General features: G+C 58.5%; 1 protein-coding gene. It reads left to right on the top strand.

The window, feature by feature from the left end; translation table 11 throughout:
- Positions 1–87: 87 nt before the first annotated feature.
- Positions 88–1,439 (top strand): IS3 family transposase gene (locus tag OU426_RS18100; protein WP_267635573.1). Its coding sequence is split into 2 segments (ribosomal slippage): positions 88–424 and positions 424–1,439, totalling 1,353 coding nucleotides; the frame shifts between segments, so codons are not numbered across the junction.
- The last annotated feature ends 74 nt before the right edge of the window (positions 1,440–1,513 follow it).

Genomic DNA, 1,513 nt, shown 5'->3' with positions numbered 1-1,513 from the left:
TGTCCGCCATCAGCGCCTATGGAACAGTTTGGCATGATTGCGTAGGCGAGGGTTTGCGGCTCATCTTGACCCCACATGGAGTTGAAGATGACGAAGAGACCCGTAACTGCGAAGGCGCCTGCCGAGCATGTTGTGAAGGACATCCGGCGCGCAACGCGCAAGCTGCATTCGTCTGAAGAGAAGATCCGGATCGTGTTGTCCGGGCTTCGTGGCGAGGACAGCATCGCGGAGTTGTGCCGCAAGGAGGGCATTGCCCAGAGCCTGTATTACAGCTGGTCGAAGGAGTTCCTCGAGGCTGGCAAGAAGCGGTTGGCGGGCGACACCGCGCGGCAGGCCAATTCTGGCGAGGTGAAAGACCTGCGCGCCGAGGCTGTGGCGCTGAAGGAACTCGTGGCGGATCTGACGCTGGAAAACCGCCTGCTCAAAAAAAGCATGAGCGGTGCTGGGGTCGACCAAGAATGAGATACCCAGCCAATGAGAAGCTCGAAATCATCCGGCTGGTGGAGCAATCGCATCTGTCCGTGCGGCGCACCTTGGCCAAGATCGGTATCCCGCCCACCACCTTCTACCGCTGGTATGACCGGTTTGTCGAACACGGCCCCGAGGGACTGGAGGATCGGCCTCCTTCCCCTTCCCGGGCCTGGAACCGGATCCCCGAAGCGGTGAGGGATCAGATCGTGGCATTGGCGCTGGAAGAGCCCGAACTATCGCCACGCGAGTTGGCGGTCCGGTTCACTGATACGGAAAAGTATTTTGTATCAGAAGCTTCAGTCTATCGCCTGCTCAAGTCCCACGATCTCATCACCAGCCCCGCTTACATCGTCATCAAGGCTGCGGATGAGTTCAAGGACAGGACTACGGCGCCCAACCAGATGTGGCAGACCGATTTTACCTACCTCAAGGTCATCGGCTGGGGCTGGTTTTACCTCTCCACGATCCTCGATGACTACTCCCGCTACGTCATCGGCTGGAAACTCTGCGGCACCATGCGGGCCGAGGATGTCACCGATACGCTCGACATCGCCCTAGCCGCGTCGGGTTGCGACAGCGCCAAGGTTCTGCACAAACCGCGGCTGCTCAGCGATAATGGCTCGTCTTACATCGCTGGCGATCTGGCCGAGTATCTCGCGGACAAAGGCATGGCGCACGTCCGCGGTGCGCCCATGCATCCCCAGACCCAAGGCAAGATAGAACGCTGGCACCAGACCCTCAAGAACCGCATCCTTCTGGAAAACTACTTCCTCGAAGGCGAACTTGAAGCCGCAATCGCCGCATTCATCGACCACTACAATAACTATCGCTACCACGAGAGCATTGGCAACCTGACGCCGGCTGACGTCTACTTCGGCCGCGGCGAAACCATCCTGGCTGAAAGGAGGCGCATCAAACAGCAAACCATCCAAAACCGCCGCTTGAACCACCAACGTCAAGCAGCATAACCTGAAATCGATGAGCCCGACCTCTCCGATCCAAAGTCAGGCCGCCTGTTCCAAATCATTTGACGACGGACAAT

Source organism: Frigidibacter sp. RF13 (assembly GCF_026626305.1).
Lineage (GTDB): Bacteria > Pseudomonadota > Alphaproteobacteria > Rhodobacterales > Rhodobacteraceae > TMP-24.
The sequence above is the reverse complement of the archived record's forward strand: the minus strand, read 5'-3'. Positions and strand labels throughout refer to the sequence as shown.